Annotated in this window: 4 protein-coding genes; 1 reads left to right on the forward strand and 3 read right to left on the reverse strand. The window is 32.2% G+C overall.

Translation table 11 applies throughout. The features are described from left to right. Positions 1-140 precede the first annotated feature (140 nt). The gene (locus tag ACYIAL_RS12495) at positions 141-341 is read right to left on the reverse strand and encodes a helix-turn-helix transcriptional regulator (RefSeq protein ID WP_034914929.1); all 201 of its coding nucleotides are present in this window, start codon (positions 339-341) and stop codon (positions 141-143) included. Positions 342-544: 203 nt separating this feature from the next. Continuing rightward, positions 545-1504 carry a hypothetical protein gene (locus tag ACYIAL_RS12500; RefSeq protein ID WP_483751868.1) on the reverse strand — a complete coding sequence of 320 codons (960 nt, stop codon included), beginning with the start codon at positions 1502-1504 and terminating at the stop codon, positions 545-547. A 194-nt stretch (positions 1505-1698) separates the two neighbouring features. Here ACYIAL_RS12500 and ACYIAL_RS12505 point away from each other — a divergent pair, with 194 nt between their 5' ends. Then, positions 1699-2427 carry a phage baseplate protein gene (locus tag ACYIAL_RS12505; protein ID WP_483751869.1) on the forward strand — a complete coding sequence of 243 codons (729 nt, stop codon included), beginning with the start codon at positions 1699-1701 and terminating at the stop codon, positions 2425-2427. A gap of 215 nt (positions 2428-2642) precedes the next feature. On the opposite strand, the gene ACYIAL_RS12510 is transcribed toward ACYIAL_RS12505, so the two are convergent. Further along, positions 2643-3041 (reverse strand): terminase small subunit, encoded by a 399-nt coding sequence (locus tag ACYIAL_RS12510; RefSeq protein ID WP_065587025.1) that lies wholly within the window; start codon positions 3039-3041, stop codon positions 2643-2645. Between the last annotated feature and the right edge of the window lie 843 nt (positions 3042-3884).

Here is a 3884-nt window from a genome sequence, read left to right on the forward strand (position 1 = left end):
ACCAGTACACGCAATTAATAGGTAAGCTCTCGGCTTTTTGGGTAGCTTTTTATAATCAGATTGGCTATGATTGGAAGCGTCAAGATTCCAATGCAAGCCCTCGATTATTTCGCGATATAGAGGGTTTTGTTTTATCACCATTATGCTACCTCGCGACGTTCTACTCTGCGAGATTCAAGCCAAGAATAAATCTCATCAGCTCGATAGCCAACACGGCGCAAGCCAATTCTGATTTTTTGAGGAAAGGTTTCATCTTTCTGTTCTAGCGTATAAAGGCTAGTGTCAGATTTGAAATGTAGTAAAGCTTTTACTTCTTTTTTGGATAGGATTTGATTGGTCATTAGTTATATTCTCCTGTATCTAAAAGATAGATATAGAATATAACTGTATAAATAAACATGCATTACATTAAATATTAAAATTTACCATTTAACAAAATGGAAAACACCCAGTTAATTAGCTAATTTACTATCAATAACTAATATATTGAATGCTTCTATATATTAAAATGAATAATTTCCATTTTACTAAATTAGTTTCCATTTTATTCAAAATAATCACGCCATTCCTCAGGAATAACTAACTCAAAATCATTATTACTTTTCTCTGTAGGTTTACCTAATTTTATTTCATAAAGCCAATTAGAAATAGTATCTTTTGTGGGGGGGTTTACAGAGTTAAAATTATCAATAATTGTAAGATGTATTTTCCTTGCTATATCAGCAACTTTACTTTGAGGGTTCTTATTTCTGGTTAAGTAAGCCGTATCGATGGCAAAATTCTTATAAAAATGGGGTGGCTTGCCTATATTTAGTGATTTTTCCTTTATATTATTAATGTCATTTTTACCTTGAACAAATTTATTATTTATTAAATTATTAAAATCGTGATAATGAATATAAAATTCATCGCTTGAAACAAGAATCTCATCAAATAAGAAGAAAGTTGCTTTCAAACCTTCAGCATAATTTTGAGGCAATGATTTTGCATCATAATATTTATAGTTTAAAATTAAACTACGTACTTTAAAAAATTCTTGAGAGTTAATAGTTCTTATTTTTTGGCGTTTTAAATTATAATAATCAAATATCCAAAAACCTTCACCTTTCCCTAAAAATCTTAATTTAAAATAATCTTCATCGCTCTCATTTTTTAAATATTTATCCATTAATGATCTACCTCTATATAAAGGTCTATTATTTGCAGGTAGTAATTTGAATAAATCCTGAAAATCAAAATCTGTAATGCTTTTGCGGTTATAATCTAGATACTTTTTATTAATTTCATTTAGCAAATTAATATAATTATTTATAACGGGAGCGTCTCTTCTACAAGAAATACTTAACTCACCATAAAGAGAGTTAGTATCAATACATAAGTTTATTAAGTCTCGACGTGCCCATTCGATAATATCATCAATAGAACAACCTAAGGCTAACGAAACATCTTTGATTTTTATAGCTTCAACATAAGGTAAAATTATATTATTTTTTGTATCATCCATACGCCCCTCACGCCCCTCACGCCCCTAATAGATATTTGCGCCAGTTCGCTAGGGTTGCGAATGTTCGGGGATCAGCCTAGACGCAAATAATACATTAATATACAGTTAGGTACATTATAGCACTGTGTTTATATACATGGAATTAATTGTGATAAAATTATAGGATTAAAATAATATTTAGAGGTTATAGAAAAATGGCGTTTAAATCTATATTAAATAAATCATCAAATAATTTTGGGTTAATTATCAGTGATAATTTCACGTTTAATCTTGATATTAACACTGTTGAGCAACACACATCAAAGTTAAGAGTAACGGAAAACCCAATCGAAAACGGGGCTAATATTGCTGACCATGCAGTATTAGACCCCAAAGAAGTGACAGTATACGGCTTGGTTGTCAGTTATGAGCCGAAAGCTAATTCAATTGAACGGATGACGGGTTATAATTTTGAGGAATACCCTGCGCCAATGAAGATTAGCCCAATTACTGAGCAAGCAGAAAAAAAGATTCAGCGTTATTATGCATCAATAAATGACGCAAAAGAGAAAGTAAAAAACCAAGTTGTAGCTGATTTTTTACTTGACTACCAATCTCCATTTTTAAACAGCTCATCATCAGATCGCATTGCTGATGCTCATGAAAAGCTGTTAGCAATACAGCGAAGTGGCGAACCTGTAACGCTACAGACTAATACAAGGCAATATAAAAACATGATTTTAACATCCGTTGGGCTTACTCAAAAGCAAAACACAAGCGGCGAGTTTGTATTAACGTTTCGCGAAATTTTCATAGTTGAAACACAAATCGCTAACGGTTTTAAAATGTCTAAGCCGAAAGTTAGAAATCTAGGCAGAACTCAGCCAAGGGAAGTCACTGATGAAGAAAAAAAGGCTATTTTAGCAGGGTTAGCAAATATGTAAGTTTTTAGCTGTCTTCATTATGAAGATAACTGCCTTTTATGATTAAATTGGTATCCATTTATTAAATACCTTTTTGCTGGATACTTGTTTGGATACCTATATAAGTACTAGGGATTATATATTAAATGGATTTTCGGATATTTAAATTCTATAGGAAGTGGCTCAATTTGAGCATCTAAAACTTGAGCAGGTAACAAGTTTATGCTTTTTGCTTGTCAGGCGGTTAAATCCTTTGGTGGTGGCGATACTAGTTCTATGCGCATTGGTTTGGATTTGGCTATAATGCTACTTCCCATAGATTGATGATCTAATGTCTGCTTTTCAGAATAACCATGATTAGCAAGCATCAATTTAGCAATACTTGCGTTAAACTCACCTTTTAAGCCTTTATTAATTAACTCCACTTCTTGGCGCGCTTTGATAAGTTCTAACATGTCCTTAAATTCTTCGCTTGAACTCGCATAATTATATAAACTCGACCTTGAACAGTTAGCATATAAAGCCAGTCCAGCCATAGAGGGAATGATTTCGCCATTTTTGATATAGCCCTGTTTATGCAAATACTCTTGCCCTAGTTTTAACATGTCCTTTATCTTTGATTTTCGCCCTGCCATATTACCACCTAACTTACTAATAATAAGGCTATTATAATCCAATAAGGCGAATTATTAGATTGCTTTCTAACGTGTCCAAAAATTCACTAAACCAACCAAGAGGAGGGGGGAGTAAATTCCTTCGACCTTATACGCTCTAAACCGCCCACCCTCCTTTTTATGCAAAACCGCGAATTGAAATAATTTTTTTGACTGCTATTACTAAATGGGTAACCATAAATAGCTATGGTTGAGTAATTCAATTTAATAAACCTGCTGGCTTTTTAGCAGATTGCAAATGTAATACCTGTATGGTGGAAATCACCATAGAGCATTTATTCTTTTCCTCTAATAATAGCCCTGGATCAACCTTAAAATCATCCTAACTTAACATTATGATTAATAATTATTTTATTTTAATGAGAAAATAACGCTATATAAATATATTTATATTTCAATTAGTTAATTACAGGATCAAGATTATTTTAATAATGTGTATAGTAGTGAACAGTAGTGAATACTAGTGAACACCAAAAAAAATATATAATAAGTATATAATATATTGATATATATAAATTAATATTAGGTTGGTGAATAGTAGTGAACACTTTATATTAAAAGTTTAAGATTATGGGGAGGTAAGAATAAAAACAACCTAATGACTGGGTAAGTAAAGGGTGACATTTGAAAAAGCACCCCTCAGATATGAGGAGTGGTTATTATGGATAATTGAAGTTTGTAACCCAAATATGGGGCACGGTATGAATAGCGCGATATGGTTAATGATTAACTAGCTTTAAATTGCGGTTACCTGATAGTGAGACATTTCCTTGGCTTGCTTGCTCGACAAAGTCACCCCACCAG

The sequence above is a fragment of the Gilliamella sp. X-57 genome (assembly GCF_057063565.1).

Coding starts and splice junctions, on each gene's coding strand:
- ACYIAL_RS12495 (WP_034914929.1), bottom strand. CDS start 341: ATGACCAATCAAATCCTATCCAAAAAAGAAGTAAAAGCTTTACTACAT.
- ACYIAL_RS12500 (WP_483751868.1), bottom strand. CDS start 1,504: ATGGATGATACAAAAAATAATATAATTTTACCTTATGTTGAAGCTATA.
- ACYIAL_RS12505 (WP_483751869.1), top strand. CDS start 1,699: ATGGCGTTTAAATCTATATTAAATAAATCATCAAATAATTTTGGGTTA.
- ACYIAL_RS12510 (WP_065587025.1), bottom strand. CDS start 3,041: ATGGCAGGGCGAAAATCAAAGATAAAGGACATGTTAAAACTAGGGCAA.